Annotated in this window: 17 protein-coding genes and 1 other annotated feature; of the genes, 5 read left to right on the forward strand and 12 right to left on the reverse strand. The window is 55.6% G+C overall.

Going from position 1 to position 16,205, the window contains the following annotated elements; all coding sequences use genetic code 11:
• The first annotated feature begins 43 nt into the window (after positions 1–43).
• Positions 44–610: an acetate uptake transporter gene (gene satP, locus PI91_RS00970; protein ID WP_039265260.1), complete on the forward strand. Its 567-nt coding sequence runs from the start codon at positions 44–46 to the stop codon at positions 608–610.
• Here the strand turns inward: satP and PI91_RS00975 are convergent.
• From PI91_RS00975 to tal, 3 genes are all read right to left on the reverse strand, one after another.
• The gene (locus PI91_RS00975) at positions 587–1,909 is read right to left on the reverse strand and encodes an MFS transporter (RefSeq protein ID WP_032642627.1); all 1,323 of its coding nucleotides are present in this window, start codon (positions 1,907–1,909) and stop codon (positions 587–589) included. The genes satP and PI91_RS00975 overlap by 24 nt on opposite strands.
• A 121-nt stretch (positions 1,910–2,030) precedes the next feature.
• A complete protein-coding gene (gene mog, locus PI91_RS00980) occupies positions 2,031–2,618 on the reverse strand; it encodes a molybdopterin adenylyltransferase (protein ID WP_039265261.1) in 588 nt (195 codons plus the stop codon).
• A 110-nt stretch (positions 2,619–2,728) separates the two neighbouring features.
• Positions 2,729–3,682: a transaldolase gene (gene tal, locus PI91_RS00985; protein ID WP_008502045.1), complete on the reverse strand. Its 954-nt coding sequence runs from the start codon at positions 3,680–3,682 to the stop codon at positions 2,729–2,731.
• 262 nt (positions 3,683–3,944) lie between these two features.
• Here tal and PI91_RS00990 point away from each other — a divergent pair, with 262 nt between their 5' ends.
• Both PI91_RS00990 and yaaA read left to right on the forward strand, forming a co-directional pair.
• Positions 3,945–5,375, forward strand: coding sequence for a sodium:alanine symporter family protein (locus PI91_RS00990; protein WP_039265262.1), 1,431 nt, complete (start codon positions 3,945–3,947; stop codon positions 5,373–5,375).
• Between the two features lie 66 nt (positions 5,376–5,441).
• On the forward strand, positions 5,442–6,215 hold the full coding sequence (gene yaaA, locus PI91_RS00995; RefSeq protein WP_039265263.1) for a peroxide stress protein YaaA: 774 nt from the start codon (positions 5,442–5,444) through the stop codon (positions 6,213–6,215).
• Between the two features lie 32 nt (positions 6,216–6,247).
• Here the strand turns inward: yaaA and PI91_RS01000 are convergent, their stop codons facing one another.
• The 7 genes from PI91_RS01000 to yjjY all read right to left on the reverse strand — a co-directional run bounded on the left by PI91_RS01000 (position 6,248) and on the right by yjjY (position 13,122).
• A complete protein-coding gene (locus PI91_RS01000) occupies positions 6,248–6,544 on the reverse strand; it encodes a DUF2502 domain-containing protein (RefSeq protein ID WP_039265265.1) in 297 nt (98 codons plus the stop codon).
• Between the two features lie 307 nt (positions 6,545–6,851).
• Positions 6,852–8,138 (reverse strand): threonine synthase, encoded by a 1,287-nt coding sequence (gene thrC, locus PI91_RS01005; RefSeq protein WP_023345407.1) that lies wholly within the window; start codon positions 8,136–8,138, stop codon positions 6,852–6,854.
• Positions 8,139–8,141: 3 nt separating this feature from the next.
• Positions 8,142–9,071: a homoserine kinase gene (gene thrB / locus PI91_RS01010; RefSeq protein WP_039265266.1), complete on the reverse strand. Its 930-nt coding sequence runs from the start codon at positions 9,069–9,071 to the stop codon at positions 8,142–8,144.
• A 1-nt stretch (position 9,072) separates the two neighbouring features.
• The gene (gene thrA / locus PI91_RS01015; protein WP_039265267.1) at positions 9,073–11,535 is read right to left on the reverse strand and encodes a bifunctional aspartate kinase/homoserine dehydrogenase I; all 2,463 of its coding nucleotides are present in this window, start codon (positions 11,533–11,535) and stop codon (positions 9,073–9,075) included.
• A 24-nt stretch (positions 11,536–11,559) separates the two neighbouring features.
• Positions 11,560–11,677 (reverse strand) — a sequence feature (Thr leader region).
• Positions 11,616–11,684 carry a thr operon leader peptide gene (gene thrL, locus PI91_RS24355; RefSeq protein WP_015572623.1) on the reverse strand — a complete coding sequence of 23 codons (69 nt, stop codon included), beginning with the start codon at positions 11,682–11,684 and terminating at the stop codon, positions 11,616–11,618. It overlaps the preceding feature by 62 nt.
• Positions 11,685–11,895: 211 nt before the next feature.
• Positions 11,896–12,582, reverse strand: coding sequence for a tRNA/rRNA methyltransferase (locus tag PI91_RS01020; protein WP_008502053.1), 687 nt, complete (start codon positions 12,580–12,582; stop codon positions 11,896–11,898).
• Positions 12,583–12,981: 399 nt separating this feature from the next.
• Positions 12,982–13,122, reverse strand: a complete 141-nt coding sequence (gene yjjY, locus PI91_RS25505; RefSeq protein WP_085928893.1) for a protein YjjY — start codon at positions 13,120–13,122, stop codon at positions 12,982–12,984.
• Positions 13,123–13,217: 95 nt separating this feature from the next.
• On the opposite strand from yjjY, the gene arcA reads away from it, so the two are divergent.
• Complete coding sequence (gene arcA / locus PI91_RS01025) at positions 13,218–13,934, forward strand: two-component system response regulator ArcA (protein ID WP_003856501.1); 717 nt, start codon at positions 13,218–13,220, stop codon at positions 13,932–13,934.
• A gap of 46 nt (positions 13,935–13,980) precedes the next feature.
• Here the strand turns inward: arcA and creA are convergent, their stop codons facing one another.
• Positions 13,981–14,454: a protein CreA gene (gene creA / locus PI91_RS01030; RefSeq protein ID WP_023293322.1), complete on the reverse strand. Its 474-nt coding sequence runs from the start codon at positions 14,452–14,454 to the stop codon at positions 13,981–13,983.
• Between the two features lie 211 nt (positions 14,455–14,665).
• On the opposite strand from creA, the gene robA reads away from it, so the two are divergent.
• Entirely contained in the window at positions 14,666–15,535 is an 870-nt protein-coding gene (robA, locus tag PI91_RS01035; RefSeq protein ID WP_008502056.1) for an MDR efflux pump AcrAB transcriptional activator RobA, read from the forward strand.
• Here the strand turns inward: robA and gpmB are convergent.
• Complete coding sequence (gene gpmB, locus PI91_RS01040; RefSeq protein ID WP_008502057.1) at positions 15,532–16,179, reverse strand: 2,3-diphosphoglycerate-dependent phosphoglycerate mutase GpmB; 648 nt, start codon at positions 16,177–16,179, stop codon at positions 15,532–15,534. The genes robA and gpmB overlap by 4 nt on opposite strands.
• Positions 16,180–16,205 lie beyond the last annotated feature (26 nt).

Here is a 16,205-nt window from a genome sequence, read left to right on the forward strand (position 1 = left end):
TTTAACCATTTCACCATATTAATGATGATTTTTTTGAGGACTTATGGGCAACACTAAGTTGGCTAATCCGGCTCCGCTGGGCCTGATGGGTTTTGGCATGACCACTATTCTGCTGAACCTGCACAATATCGGGATGTTCCCGATGGATGGCATCATCCTGGCGATGGGCATTTTTTATGGCGGTATCGCGCAAATCTTTGCGGGCCTGCTGGAATATAAGAAAGGCAACACCTTCGGCTTAACCGCCTTCACCTCTTACGGTTCTTTCTGGCTGACCCTGGTTGCCATTCTGCTGCTGCCTAAAATGGGCATGGCGGACGCGGCAAACGCCCACTTCCTGGGCGTCTACCTGGGCCTGTGGGGCGTCTTCACCCTGTTCATGTTCTTCGGTACCCTGAAAGGCAACCGCATGCTGCAGTTCGTTTTCCTGAGCCTGACCGTACTGTTCGCCCTGCTGGCGATTGGTCACCTGGTGGATAACGAAGGCATCGTTCATGTTGCAGGCTGGATTGGTCTGGTTTGCGGCGCAAGCGCTATCTACCTCGCAATGGGTGAAGTGCTGAAGGAGCAGTTTGACCGCACCGTGCTACCGATTGGTGAAAAACACTGATCCCTCTGTCGTGCCCGCCTCGCGGGCACGACATCCCCCCGCCTGACGAAGCCAAAATCCTAATACCAGCCCCATCAGCGAGAGCGCGAGTACATACCAGGCTGGCGCCATCGGCGACACGCCCATTAGCACCGTCACCGCAATCGGCGTCAGCCCGCCAAAAATGGCATACGACACGTTGTAGGAAAATGAGATCCCAGTGAAGCGTACCTCCGGCGGGAACGCGCGCACCATGACGTAAGGTACCGCGCCGACAACGCCCACGCACAGCCCTACCACGCCGTACAACAGGAACAGCTGTTCAGGATGGCTGCCAGCCAGATGGTAAAACGCCCAGCTTGAAGCGGCCAGTAACAGGCTGCCGACAATAAAGGTAACGCTGGCCCCGAAACGATCTGCCGCCAGCCCGGCGGCCAGACAGCCAAAGCAGAGCATGATTGTCGCGATACTGTTCGCCTGTAGCGTCACGGCTGGGGCGAAACCGTACTGCTTTTGCAGCCACACCGGAGACATCAATATCACCACCACAATCCCGGCCGAGAGCAGCCAGGTGAGCAGCATCGACACCACCACCGCTTTTTTATGACGTACCACGACCGCCTTCACCGGCAGCTCCTGCGCCAGCGCTTTGCGCTGCTGCATCTCGAGGAAAATCGGCGTCTCCTGCAGCCAGCGGCGCAGGTACATCGCGACCAGACCAAACGCCCCGCCCAGCAGGAACGGAATACGCCAGCCCCAGTCGTGCACGGCCTGCTGCGTCATGCTGGTGTTTACAATTGTTGCGACGACGGAACCGAGCAAAATCCCTACCGTTAACCCCGCGGTTAAGGTTCCGCAGGCGATACCAATGCGGCGCGCCGGAACATGCTCCGCGACAAACACCCATGCGCCCGGCACTTCACCGCCAATCGCCGCGCCCTGAAGGACGCGCATCAGCAACAGCAGCAACGGAGCAAGAATGCCCATCGAGGCATAGGTGGGCAGCAGACCAATGGCCAGCGTCGGTACGGCCATCAGCAGAATGCTAAGGGTAAACATCTTCTTGCGCCCGACCAGATCGCCAAAGTGTGCCATGATAATGCCGCCCAGCGGACGCGCCAGATATCCGGCGGCAAAAATGCCGAAGGTTTGCACCTGACGCAGCCATTCCGGGATATCCGCCGGGAAGAAGAGCTCTCCCACCACGGCGGCGAAGAAAACAAAGATGATGAAGTCGTAAAACTCCAGCGCGCCGCCTAAGGCCGCGAGCGTGAGAGTTTTGTAGTCCTGTCGATTCAGAGGTCGGGTGTTATGTGACATAGCGAACCATTTGCGTGTATTGTGGATTTATTTTTACAGCAATCGTAAAGAAAAAATTACTATACCGTAAAAGCTTTACCACGCTATCGCCGCTTCAGCTAATGCCACATATTGGTTAATTTCAGGAGATTGTTTCGCGACGTGCGTTTTTCGGGCGAAAAACTGCTACTACTTTCTCATCGGTTTCCACATAGGGGCCGTCAAGCAGCTGTATACAATACGGTACACTTGCAAAGATGCCGTGAACGAGGACGCTGCCATCTTCCGCCTTCAGCCCTTCCAGCGTCTCTTTGATCGACTTCGGCTGCCCCGGCAGGTTCAGAATCAACGCCTGCTTGCGGATCACTCCCACCTGGCGGGAAAGAATGGCCGTCGGGACAAAGTGTAGACTGATCTGGCGCATCTGTTCGCCGAAGCCCGGCATTTCACGATCGGCGATCGCCAGCGTTGCGTCCGGCGTCACGTCGCGGCGCGCGGGGCCGGTTCCGCCCGTCGTCAGAACAAGGTGGCAGCTCATCTCATCCACCAGCTCACACAGGGTCTGCTCGATAATCGGCTGTTCGTCGGGAATCAGGCGAGTCTGGATCTCAAACGGGGTAGTCAGTGCACTGGCCAGCCACGCTTCCAGAGCGGGGATGCCTTTATCCTGGTAAACACCGCTGGAGGCGCGGTCAGAAATCGACACTAAGCCGATGCGTAAGGTATTCATATCCATTCCATTCAAAGAGTACTGATTAAAGGGAATGATACACGCAGAGAGGAAATTCAGACAGGGTACGAAAGCAGTCGCGTGACCGGGAGCCCGGTCACGCGGAATGATTACAGCAGGTCGCCGATCATTTTTTCCAGTTTTTCCTGGTCAACAGCAAACTTACGGATACCGTCCGCCAGCTTGTCTACCGCCATTGGATCCTGGTTGTGCTGCCACAGGAACTCGGATTCAGTGATGCGCTCTGGGCGTGCTTTCACTTCACCGGTGTAGGAGAGTTTACGCTCCAGAGTACCTTCGCTTTCAGCCAGCTCTTTCAGCAGCGCTGGCGCGATGGTCAGGCGGTCACAGCCAGCCAGCTCGATGATTTCACCGACGTTACGGAAGCTTGCGCCCATAACCACGGTCTCATAGCCATGCTGTTTGTAGTATTCGTAGATTTCAGTCACAGAAATCACGCCTGGATCTTCAGCCGGTGCGTACTCTTTCTTATCGGTGTTGGCTTTGTACCAGTCCAGAATACGGCCCACGAACGGAGAAATCAGGTATACGCCTGCTTCTGCACATGCACGCGCCTGTGCGAAGGAGAACAGCAGGGTCAGGTTACAGTTGATGCCTTCTTTTTCCAGCTGCTCCGCCGCGCGGATACCCTGCCAGGTAGAAGCCAGTTTGATCAGGATACGATCGTTGCTGATACCCGCATCGTTGTACAGTTTGATCAGACGTTTTGCTTTCGCGATAGACGCTTCGGTGTCGTAGGAGAGACGCGCGTCCACTTCGGTAGAGATACGGCCCGGAACCAGTTTCAGGATCTCCAGACCGATGTTCACGGCCAGTTTATCAGTAGCGTCCACAACCTGCTGCGCGCGGTCGTTGCTCTGCGCTTTAGCCCAGGTCACAGCCTCGTCAATCAGTTTGCGATACTCAGGGATCTGTGCGGCGTTAAGGATCAGAGAAGGGTTAGTTGTGGCATCCTGCGGCTGGTACAGCTTCATTGCCGCGATATCTCCGGTGTCAGCTACGACAGTGGTGAACTGACGAAGGGAGGTCAATTTATCCGTCATGATAGTGTTTCTCTTTTAACGTGCCCTGGATAATTCACGCTACCGACAGCATGCCTGCAGCGGAAAAATGACAGGTTTACTTGTTAGGGGGATGTAACCGGTCTGCCCTGATGATAACACGACGGAGGGGTAGCGCAACCGCAGACAGTGCGCTTAGGCAGAGTATGATAAACTCAGAATATTAACAGGCTGCTAAGCAACAGCATGCCCAATCAGTGGTAGCGCTTACATATTCACGTTGGCATCAACAAGAGGGACGTTAATGCCTGATTTCTTTTTCTTTATTAACGAAGTCCTCTGGGGTTCGATAATGATTTACCTGCTTCTGGGAGCAGGTATTTGGTTTACGCTACGCAGTGGGTTTATCCAGTTTCGCTATATTCGCAAGTTTGGCAGAAGTCTGAAAAACAGCGTCACGCCCCAGCCGGGCGGATTAACGTCGTTTCAGGCGCTCTGTACCAGCCTTGCGGCACGCCTGGGCAGCGGGAATCTGGCGGGGGTAGCACTGGCCATCAGCGCCGGTGGGCCAGGCGCGGTCTTCTGGATGTGGATGACGGCACTTCTCGGTATGGCCACCTCCTTTGCCGAAAGTTCGCTTGCGCAACTCTACAAAGAGAAAGATAAGCGCGGCCAGTTTCGCGGTGGTCCAGCCTGGTACATGGCGCGTGGCCTGGGGATGCGCTGGATGGGCGTCCTGTTCTCGCTTTTTTTACTGCTCGCGTACGGTCTTATTTTTAATACCGTCCAGGCGAACTCGGTCGCCCATGCCATGCGCTATGCCTTCTCCTGCCCCGAGTGGCTCGCGGGTCTCGCTTTAGCTTCGATCGTTCTGCTTACCATTTCATTCGGTCTCAAGGGTATCGCTCGCCTGATGCAGTGGCTGGTGCCCATTATGGCGCTGCTCTGGGTTGCCGCGAGCCTGTTCGTCGCCGCACTGCATCTCGACCAGGTGCCGGGCGTGCTTGCCACCATCGTCAAAAGCGCCTTTGGCTGGCGCGAAGTGGCATCCGGCGCGCTGGGCTACACCTTCAGCCAGGCGCTGATGGCGGGTTTTCAGCGGGGCATGTTCTCCAATGAAGCCGGTATGGGGTCAACCCCCAATGCGGCAGCCGCCGCCTCTTCCTGGCCGCCACACCCGGCCGCACAAGGCATTGTGCAGATGATTGGCGTCTTTACCGATACCATTATTATCTGTTCCGCCAGCGCCATGATTTTGCTGCTGGCAGGCCCCGTACCCCACGCGTCGGGAACCGTCGGGATACAGCTTCTCCAGCAGGCGCTGGTGACCCTGACCGGCGGCTGGGGAGCCGGATTTGTCTCTCTCATCCTGATCTTGTTTGCCTTCAGCTCGATTGTGGTGAATTACCTCTACGCCGAAAATAACCTTATTTTCCTGAAACTCGACTCCCGCGCCGCGATCGGAACCCTGCGTCTTGGGGTTATCCTGATGGTGGTAGTAGGCTCCCTGCTCAGTATGCCGCTGGTCTGGCAGCTGGCCGATATCATTATGGCGCTGATGGCAATCACTAACCTCACGGCGATCCTGCTGCTCTCGCCCGTGGTGACCCTGATTGCCAGAGACTATCTGCGTCAGCGCAAACTCGGCGTTCCGCCGGTATTTGATCCCGCCCGCTATCCCGATATCAAGGCGCAGCTTGCCCCCGGCACGTGGGATGATTTGCCGCGGCAATAACAGCTATCGATCAATTCAGGGCGATTTTTTGCTAAAGTCGCTCTAAATTTCCTGCAAGGACTGGATATGCTGATTCTGATTTCACCTGCAAAAACGCTCGACTACCAGAGCCCGCTCGCCACCGAGCGCTATACCCAGCCTGAACTGCTGGACTACTCGCAACAGCTGATCCGCGAAGCGCGTAAGCTCTCAGCGCCGCAAATCGCCTCGCTGATGAGCATCAGCGACAAGCTGGCCGATTTGAACGCGACCCGCTTTCACGAGTGGCACCCGGATTTCACCCCGGCTAACGCTCGCCAGGCGATTCTGGCGTTTAAAGGCGATGTGTACACCGGCCTGCAGGCGGAAGATTTTAGCGAAGCCGATTTCGATTTTGCCCAGCAGCATCTGCGCATGCTGTCGGGCCTGTACGGCGTACTGCGCCCGCTGGATCTGATGCAGCCTTATCGTCTGGAGATGGGGATTCGCCTGGAGAATGCCAAAGGCAAAGATCTGTACCATTTCTGGGGCGATATCATTACCGATAAGCTGAATGCGGCGCTGCGCGCGCAGGGCGATAACGTAGTGATTAACCTGGCGTCCGATGAATACTACAAGTCGGTAAAGCCGAAAAAACTGGATGCCGACGTCATCAAGCCGGTATTCCTCGACAAGAAAAACGGCAAGTTCAAAGTGATCAGCTTCTACGCCAAGAAAGCGCGCGGTCTGATGAGCCGCTACATCATTCAGAACCGCCTGACGAAGCCGGAGCAGCTAACCGCCTTCAACAGCGAAGGCTATTTCTTTGACGAAGAAGCGTCGGGGAAAGGCGAGCTGGTATTTAAGCGCCACGAGCAGTAAAAACAAACCCCGCCGGCTGGCGGGGTTTTGCATTAGTGGTGTTTCCAGTCCGGGCCCGGACGATGATCGTCATGGCGACGATCGTCATGATGATGGTCACGCTCGCGATGCTCATCCTGGGGACGCCAGCGGTTATCGCGCCAGTCATAATGCGCCTTCCACCAGTCATGGTCGCGCCAGCGGCCACCGTCCCAGTAGTGCCCATTATTATCCCGGTCGCCAATCTGCAGTTTGACCGCAGGTACGAGGGTAATTTCAGATGCCTGAACCGCCATGGGAGCGACCAGCATCAGTGAAAGCGCAATCAGCGCAGGTTTCAGTTTTGACATCGGTGACTCCTTATTATCGTTGCCCAACGTGGGCCGTTGTAAGGAGATTACGCGAGGGGAACGGGGGATGTTATTCTCTGCAATCCTAAACGCTAAGTGACCGCATTTATTGGGAATTTCTGCTTTTTCCCTGCTATTTTTCTCCTTAATTTCTTCACAAAAAAGCCGGGTGGCGCTTCGCTTACCCGGCCTACGATTTGTTCATCTTGGTAGGCCCGGTAAGGCGAAGCCGCCACCGGGCAACACAATCACGCACGCATCATCATCAGTTGTAGGTCGGGTAAGGCGTAGCCGCACCCGACAAAAATCACGCGCGGGTCATCATCAGCTTACGCAGCGCCGCAAAGTCCGCCGGCAGCTCATGGGACAGCAGCGGCAGATCGGCACGCTCGGCCAGTTCTTTCGGCAGCGGCAGCGTTTCGCCCAGGATCGCTTCCACGCTCTCTTTGAACTTCGCCGGATGTGCGGTCCCCAGGAACAGGCCGTATTCACCCGGGTTAAGCTGGTCGCGCAGCGCGCGGTAAGCAATTGCCGCGTGCGGTTCAGAGGTATATCCCACCGCCTTCAGCTCGCGCATGGTGGATTTGGTGGTCTCATCCGTCACCGCAGCATAGCCCAGGTCACCCAGGCGCCAGATCTTACGGCGGAACAGCTCTTCCACGCGCGGCCAGTTGTTCGGCTGAGACACATCCATCGCATTGGAGAGGGTCGCCTGCGTGGCGTTCGGCGCCCACTTCCCGTCTTTCAGGAAGCGCGGCACGGTGTCATTGGCGTTGGTGGCGGCGATAAAGCGTTTCACCGGCAGCCCCAGGGATTTCGCCAGCAGGCCTGCCGTCAGATCGCCGAAGTTACCGCTCGGCACGGAGATCACCAGCTGGTTGCGCGCGTCCTGCGGCAGCTGCGCCACCGCTTCGAAGTAGTAGCAGATCTGCGCCAGCAGACGGCTGATGTTGATGGAGTTGGCGGAGTTCAGACCCAGCGCCACCTTCAGCTCTTCGTCGTCGAAGGCCTGCTTGACCAGCGCCTGACAGGCATCGAAATCGCCGTCAATTGCCACGGTTTCAATGTTGCCGCCGAGGGTGCAGAACAGTTTCTCCTGCAGCGGGCTGATTTTGCCTTTCGGATAGAGGATCACCACGCGGACGTTTTTCAGGCCGTAGAACGCGTGGGCGACCGCCGCGCCGGTATCCCCGGAGGTCGCGGTCAGGATGGTCACCGGCTTGTCGCCACTGATGTGGGTCAGCATCTGCGCCATAAAGCGGCCGCCGAAGTCTTTGAACGCCAGCGTCGGACCGTGGAACAGCTCCAGGCAGCCAACATCGGGCTCAACCTGCTGAACCGGCGCCGGGAAGGCGAATGCCGCGCGTACGCGCTCTTCCAGCAGCTCCTGCGGAATTTCATCCCCGATAAACGCGGACAGAATTTTGGTGCTGCGGGTGACAAAATCCTGCTTCAGCAGGTCATCAATCTCGGTCAGCTGGAATTCCGGCAGGTCATGAGGGAAAAACAGCCCCTGATTTTTGCCCAGTCCCTGAGTCACCGCCTGCGCGAAGCTGACCTGCTCGTTATGATCTTTAAGGTTGTAGAGTTTCATTAATTATCCCAGTACTCGTGCGCCAGCCGTGTCCAGACGGCAAATATGAACAAAGCCTTCCTGATTTTGCAGGTAGTGTTTAGAGAGCCAGTCCGCCACGCGCTGCGCAGTGTCAGGCTTGTCGCACAGGGCGAACAGCGTCGGGCCGGAGCCGGAGATGCCGCACGCCTGCGCGCCGATATCCATGGACGCCTGTCGCGCCTCGTTAAAGCCGGGCAGCAGCTTCGTGCGGTACGGCTCGGCAATGACGTCCTTCATCAGTTTGGCCGCCAGCTGCGGCTGACGGGTGTAGCAGGCGTGGATAAAGCCCGCCAGATGACGCCCGTGGGCGATACAGTCCTGACGGCGATACTGCGCGGGCAGGATCGCACGCGCTTCCGCGGTTGATACCTTGATACCCGGATAGGCCAGCACCCACAGCCACTCATCAAACCCTGGCACCTGCTGGCTGATGATGCCATTTTCTTCGATCATCAGCTGCATGCCGCCGAGGAAGCATGGCGCGACGTTGTCATAATGAATGCTGCCGGAGATACGCCCTTCCAGCTCGCCCATTAAGGCAAGCAGGCGGTTGTTGTTCAGCGGCTTGCCGCAGTGCTCGTTCATCGCCACCAGCGCGGCGACCACCGAGCAGGCGCTGGAACCCAGCCCGGAGCCAATCGGCATACTTTTTTCCAGCGTCATGGCGACCGGCACGTTTTTACCGATCTCCTGACAGAAACGCTCCCAGCACTGATAGACGATATTCTCGCGTGGCTCAGACGGCAGTTTGCTGGCGAAGCGACCCACGTTATTCAGGCTGAAGCTGTCTGCCGCTTCCACCGTCACCGTATCGCCCAGCAGCGAACCGTCCAACGGCGTTACCGCCGCACCCAGCACGTCAAATCCGACGCTCATATTCGCGCTGGAAGCCGGGGCATAAACTTTGACCATGTTAAACTCCTAACTTCCATGACAGGGTACGCAGCAGATCGGCAAAGACACCCGCCGCCGTAACATCGTTCCCTGCGCCATAGCCGCGAAGCACCAGCGGCAGTGGCTGATAATAGTGGCTGTAAAACGCGAGGGCGTTTTCGCCGTTTTTGACTTTGTACAGCGGGTCGTTGCCATCCACTTCGGCAATCTTCACCCGGCACACGCCATCTTCTTCAATGTTGCCAACATAGCGCAATACCTTACCTTCATCACGGGCTTTCGCCACGCGGGCGGCAAACGCGTCGTCAAGCTGCGGCAGCCTGGCCATAAAGGCGCTGACGTCACCGCTGCTGTCAAATTCTGCCGGCAGGACCGGCTCAATCACAATATCGGAAAGCTCAAGCTCACGGCCCGTTTCGCGCGCGAGGATCAGCAGCTTGCGCGCCACGTCCATACCGGAAAGGTCGTCACGCGGATCCGGCTCGGTATAGCCCAGCTCGCGCGCGGCGCGGGTGGCCTCCGAGAGGCTCATTCCCTCATCCAGCTTGCCGAAGATAAACGACAGCGAGCCGGAGAGAATGCCGGAGAAACGCTGCAGCTCATCGCCCGCGTTAAGCAGGTTCTGCAGGTTCTCGATAACCGGCAGGCCTGCCCCCACGTTGGTGTCGTAGAGGAACTTGCGGCGCGACTTGCTCGCTGCCAGACGCAGCTGGTGATAGTAATCCATCGACGAGGTGTTGGCCTTTTTGTTCGGCGTCACCACGTGGAAACCTTCGCGCAGGAAGTCCGCGTACTGGTCGGCCACCGCCTGGTTCGAGGTACAGTCAACGATCACCGGGTTAAGCAGATGATACTCTTTTACCAGACGGATCAGCCGACCCAGGTTGAACGGCTCTTTTGCCTCATTCATCTCGGCCTGCCAGTTTTCCAGGTTCAGGCCGTGGACGTTGGTCAGCAGCGCTCTGGAATTCGCGATCCCGCAGACGCGCAGGTCGATGTGTTTCTTCTTAAGCCATTCCTGCTGACGCTTCACCTGCTCCAGCAGCGCGCCGCCGACGCCGCCCACGCCAATCAGGAACAGCTCGATGACCTGATCGGTGTTGAACAGCATCTGGTGAACCACACGAACGCCGGTGGTGGCATCGTCGTTATCCACAACAACAGAAATTGAACGCTCTGACGAGCCCTGGGCAATCGCCACGATATTGATATTGGCGCGCGCCAGCGCGGCAAAGAATTTGGCGGAGATACCGCGCAGGGTGCGCATACCGTCGCCCACCACGGAGATGATCGCCAGACGCTCCTGAATCGCGAGCGGCTCCAGCAATTCTTCTTTCAGCTCCAGATAGAACTCTTCCTCCAGCGCGCGGCGGGCGCGAAGGCAGTCAGCCTGCGGCACGCAGAAGCTGATGCTGTACTCTGAAGAAGACTGGGTGATCAGCACCACCGAAATACCGTTGCGGGACATGGCCGCAAACACGCGTGCCGCCATGCCGACCATCCCTTTCATCCCCGGACCCGAGACGCTGAACATCGCCATGTTGTTCAGGTTGGAGATGCCTTTCACCGGCAGTCCGTCCTCATCGGTACTCGCGCCAATCAGCGTACCCGGCGCCTGCGGGTTACCGGTGTTTTTAATCAGGCAAGGGATCTGGAACTGGGCAATCGGGGAGATGGTACGCGGGTGAAGTACTTTGGCGCCGAAGTAGGAAAGCTCCATCGCTTCCTGGTACGACATCGACTTCAGCAGCCTGGCGTCCGGTACCTGGCGCGGATCGCAGGTATAGACGCCGTCAACATCGGTCCAGATCTCACAACAGTCCGCGCGTAAACAGGCGGCCAGCACGGCGGCGGAGTAGTCGGAACCGTTACGGCCCAGCACCACCAGCTCGCCCTTCTCGTTACCGGCGGTGAAGCCTGCCATCAGGATCATGTGGTCAGCGGGAATTTTGCTGGCGGCGATACGGCGGGTTGATTCGGCAATATCAACGGTGGATTCGAGGTAGTGACCCACCGCCAGCAGTTTTTCAACGGGATCGATCACGGTCACGCTATGGCCGCGCGCTTCCAGCACGCCGGCCATGATGGCGATAGAGAGTTTTTCACCGCGACAAATCAGCGCTGCATTGATGCTGTCCGGGCATTGGCCGAGAAGGCTGATGCCGTGCAGGACATGTTTAATTTGCGCGAATTCTTGTTCAACAATAGACTTCAGCTGCGCATGCGGGAAGCCAGGCAGCGCTTCTGCCAGGCCTTGCAGTAAGTCAGCGAAGATACGCTCTGCGTCGCTGATGTTCGGAAGTGCATCCTGGCCACCGATGGTTTTTTCAATCATCGCCACCAGATGGTTCGTGATTTTTGCCGGGGCAGAGAGCACGGTCGCAACCTGCCCCTGCCTGGCGTTGCTTTCCAGGATATCGGCAACACGCAGAAAACGTTCTGCATTTGCCACTGATGTACCGCCGAACTTCAACACTCGCATGGTTCTACCTCGTTTCCTTTAGCCGAAAAAAAAGCCCGCACTGTTCAGGTGCGGGCTTTTTTCTGTTTTTCCTGTACGCGTCAGCCCGCATCGTTACCTGTGGTAATGATGATGGTTGTGGTAATGGTGGTGATGCTGATGCGTTTCATGGATGTTGTGTACTCTGTCATTATTATCTGTCTGTGCTGTATTCTTTTAGGGTTAAAGGATCGGGCCCCTTAAGTCAATGGATTTTTAATTTGATCACATTTTGGGAGACTCTCAGGTCTCGCTGCGCGCCGCTTTATTTTCATCCGATTACCCCAAACGCAACCCGCTCAGACAGACTTATTCGCCATAATAAAAACTTATGGCAGTATTTTACTCGGCCAATTTTTTTTCAATATCGTGCAGCAAACGGTGCAACATGGCGGTGTCCCGTTGCTCAAGACGACCAAGACGCTGCTGCAGCCAGTCGGCCATTTTCTGATCGTCCGCGACGCCAAGGCTCGATAACAGCCCCTGCACGCGAGTTCGCAGCGCGGCCAGCTGATTTTCATTTGCCGCTTCTGGCTGAGGTTGAGGGATTTGCATTAGGGAGGCTAATTGATAGCAATAGACCATGACCGCCTGGCCCAAATTCAGGGAAGGATAATCGGCCACCATCGGCGCACCGGTAAGAACGTCCGCCAATTCCAGCTCTTCGTTGGTTAATCCGGAATCTTCACGTCCAAATACCAGCGCGGCTTTCTCCAGCCACTGGCTTTTCTCTTCGAGCATGGGTACCAGTTCAGCAGGCGTGGCGTAATAGTGGAACTTCGCCCGGCTGCGCGCGGTGGTTGCAACGGTAAACGAAATGTCATGCAGCGCGTCGGCAAGCGTAGCGTAAGTGGTTATATTATCGAGAATATCTCCCGAACCGTGCGCCACCCACCGGGCGGCTGGCTCCAGATGGGCCGTGCTGTCCACAATACGTAAATCGGTAAAACCCATGGTCTTCATCGCACGCGCCGCTGCGCCTATATTTTCTGCTCTGGCTGGTGCAACCAGTACAATCGACAGATGCATTTATGCTCTCTTTTTAATCAGTTAGCCGGTAAAAATGTGATGCACTTCAACATATTACGCAGCGCGAATTTACAAAATTGCAACACAAATCACCGAAATAGCGTTTCATAACAAATTAAAAACGCTAAACTATTCTGTGTCTGAACAATCAGTTAGAATGTTAACAGAACACTATTATCCCTATGTTTTATAATGATAATAGTAACATGAATACTCTATTCTGATTGGATTCGCTTCGTTTATAAATCAATGTCCGCAACTAGTTGGTTTATTGTTAAATTGTGACAAAGGCTAGCATTCGGCTACGATGATTTCATCAAACTGTTAATGTGCTACAATTGAACTTGATATATGTCAACGAAGCGTAGTTTTATTGGGTGTCTGGTGTCACTTAGCCTGTTATGTTGCTGTTAAAATGGTTAGGATGACAGCCGTTTTTGACACTGTCGGGTCCAAAGGGAAAGTACCCAAGACCAAGCTAATGATGTTGTTGACGTTGATGGAAAGTGCATCAAGAACGCAATTACGTACTTTAGTCACGTTAAGCCGATCATGTTAATTTGCGACATGCATCAGGCAGGTCAGGGACTTTTGTACTTCCTGTTTCGATTTAGTTGGCAATTTAGGTAGCAAACATGCAGACCCCGCACATTCTTATCGTTGAAGACGAGTTGGTAACACGCAACACGTTAAAGAGCATTTTCGAAGCAGAAGGCTACGATGTCTTTGAAGCGACCGATGGCGCAGAGATGCATCAGATCCTTTCTGAAAATGATATCAACCTGGTGATCATGGATATTAACCTGCCGGGCAAAAACGGTCTTCTTCTGGCGCGCGAACTGCGCGAGCAGGCGAACGTCGCGTTAATGTTCCTGACGGGCCGTGACAACGAAGTTGATAAAATTCTTGGCCTGGAAATCGGTGCGGATGATTACATCACCAAGCCGTTCAACCCTCGCGAGTTAACCATTCGTGCACGCAACCTGCTGTCCCGCACCATGAACCTGGGCACGGTCAGCGAAGAGCGTCGTAGCGTCGATAGCTACAAATTCAACGGCTGGGAACTTGATATCAATAGCCGTTCGCTGATTAGCCCGAACGGCGAGCAGTATAAACTGCCGCGCAGTGAATTCCGCGCGATGCTGCACTTCTGCGAAAACCCGGGCAAGATCCAGTCCCGTGCAGAGCTGCTGAAGAAAATGACCGGCCGTGAGCTGAAGCCGCACGACCGTACCGTAGACGTCACCATCCGTCGTATTCGTAAGCACTTCGAATCTACACCAGATACGCCGGAAATCATCGCCACGATCCACGGCGAAGGGTACCGTTTCTGCGGTGACCTGCAGGAGTAATCCCGCAGTTAACGCATTAAAAAACGGCGCATTTGCGCCGTTTTTTTTATTCCCGCCACGGCATAATCGGCACCGCGCTGATCGCGTTTTTCGGTGAACCTTCCACCACTTTGTCGGAATAGGCCAGGTAAGCCAGCGTATTGCGTTTGGCATCATAGAAACGCACAACCTGCAGCTTTTTGAACACCAGCGAGGTTCGTTTCTGGAATACCACGTCGCCCTGCGCTTTGCCGTTTTTAATTTTATCGCTCAATTCAACCGGGCCCACCTGCTGACAGGAGATCGCCGCATCGGAGGTGTCTTCAGCCAGCCCCAGACCGCCCTTGATACCGCCCGTTTTCGCACGGCTGACATAGCAGGTGACGTTTTTCACGTCCGGATCGTCAAACGCCTCCACCACGATTTTGTGGTCCGGGCCAAACATTTTGAACACGGTGTCGACAGAACCTATCTGTTCCGCCTGTGCCACGCGCCCGGCCATCAACATCAGCGCGGTGAAGAGCAAAGTCTTGTATTTCATATTGTTACCATTCTTTAAAATTACACTGAGCGATTATTCAACACTTTAGACAAAAATGTAGCAAGATCACAGGATTAGAATATATTTGCCCATAATGCCCTACAAAAAGCATGAATGCGCAAAAAAAACACTGAATGCTAAAACATCAAAAAATGCTATTATCCGCTAACCTGTTATCAGGCACCTGCTGTTTTAAGGATGAGGATAGTATATGGATCAGGCTGGAATTATTCGCGACCTGCTCACCTGGCTGGAAGGTCATCTCGACCAGCCTTTGTCACTGGATAATGTGGCGGCTAAAGCAGGCTATTCCAAGTGGCATCTGCAAAGGATGTTCAAGGATGTCACCGGTCATGCTATCGGGGCCTATATTCGCGCACGTCGTTTATCGAAATCTGCTGTGGCTCTGCGCCTGACCGCGCGCCCGATTCTGGATATTGCCCTGCAATATCGTTTCGATTCGCAGCAGACCTTCACCCGCGCCTTTAAAAAACAGTTCTCGTTGACGCCAGCGCTGTATCGTCGCTCGCCTGACTGGAGCTCGTTTGGCATGCGTCCGCCGCTGCGTCTGGGCGAGTTCGCGATGCCGAAGTATGAAATTATTACCCTGCCGGAAACCCATCTGATCGGCACGACGCAGAGCTACTCCTGTTCGCTGGAGCAGATTTCCGAGTTCCGTCATCAGATGCGCGTCCAGTTCTGGCGCGACTTCCTGAGCCACGCACCGGCGATTCCGCCTATTCTGTATGGTCTCAACGAAACGCACCCAAGCCAGGAAAAGGACGACGAGCAGGAGGTGTTCTACACCACCGCGCTGACGCCAGAGATGGCCAATGGCTACATTCAGGGTTCAAAACCTGTCGTGCTGGAAGGCGGTGAATACGTGATGTTCGCCTATGAAGGGCTGGGAACGGGCGTTCAGGAGTTCATCCTGACCGTTTACGGAACCTGCATGCCGATGCTGAATCTGAATCGCCGTAAAGGTCAGGACATTGAGCGCTACTACCCGGCGCAGGATGCCAAACCGGAAGAAGGCCCCATCAATCTGCGTATGGAATTCTTGATTCCGATACGTCGTTAACGCTGCAGTTCGTCAAGCGCAGGGGCATCGAGATGCGAAATGTCCCCTGCCATCTCCACCACCCAACCTGACGCCAGCCACGCGCTCTCCTGATAATCAATTCGGGAAATAGAGCAGTTGCGCAGACGCAAACGGCGCTCAGCGTAAGCCGGTAGTCCCAGAATGGTGCTCACCAGGCATCCCAACGCAATCCCATGACTCACCAGCAGCGGACGGCTTCCTGCCGGGAGCTTCAGGCATTCCGCCAGGGCGGCATGCATACGTACGCTGAGCTCCTGCATGGATTCGCCCTCAGGAATACGGCCATCTTCGGTACCGTTCACCAGCGTGCGACGCCAGCCCTCTTCCGTTTCCGTCAGCGTATCGATATGGCGTTTTTCCAGCACGCCCATATCCAGCTCGCGCAGGCGCGGCTCAAGCATGACGTCACAGCCGCAGGCGTCCGCGATGATGCGCGCCGTCTGCTGTGTGCGACCTAAATCGCTGGTAATCACGTGGGTAATGCCCAGCGTTCTGGCGCGTTCCGCCACCTGCCACGCTTGCTGCACCCCCTTCTCAGTGAGAGGACTGTCTGACTGGCCTTGAATACGTCGCTCGGCGTTCCACTGCGTTTCACCGTGGCGAACAAGGTATACCTGTAACATGCTTTTTTTCCGTTATACTGCGATGA

The organism is Enterobacter sp. FB (assembly GCF_000805795.1).
Taxonomy (GTDB): Bacteria; Pseudomonadota; Gammaproteobacteria; order Enterobacterales; family Enterobacteriaceae; genus Enterobacter; species Enterobacter roggenkampii.